Genomic DNA, 255 nt, shown 5'->3' with positions numbered 1-255 from the left:
TGCGCCTGCTGGTCGGGCCGAGCCTCGAGCTCCCCGCCCGCCAGCTCACCGTGCCGGTCGCGGCCAACCAGGTCACGCAGGAGAACGTGTTTGCGTCCTTCGTGCAGCCGGTGGTGGAGCCGCTGGTCCAGGCGAACCGCTGGTATCTCTTTGCGGAGCCGAGCGCCGCGCCCGTCTACGTCTACGGCTACCTCAACGGCGCCGAGGGGCCGCAGGTCACCACCGGCCCGGTCCAGGGCGTGGATGGCATCGAGG

At 71.4% G+C, this 255-nt stretch carries 1 protein-coding gene; it reads left to right on the top strand.

Annotated features, from left to right (window positions below):
• Positions 1–255 (top strand): phage major capsid protein (locus ACI6QG_RS19795; protein WP_491630761.1); only part of this gene is annotated, 255 nt, incomplete at both ends.

Source organism: Sabulicella flocculans (genome assembly GCF_045449635.1).
Taxonomy (GTDB): domain Bacteria; phylum Pseudomonadota; class Alphaproteobacteria; order Acetobacterales; family Acetobacteraceae; genus Roseococcus.
Note: the sequence above shows the minus strand (reverse complement) of the source record. Positions and strands in the feature narration are given on the sequence as shown.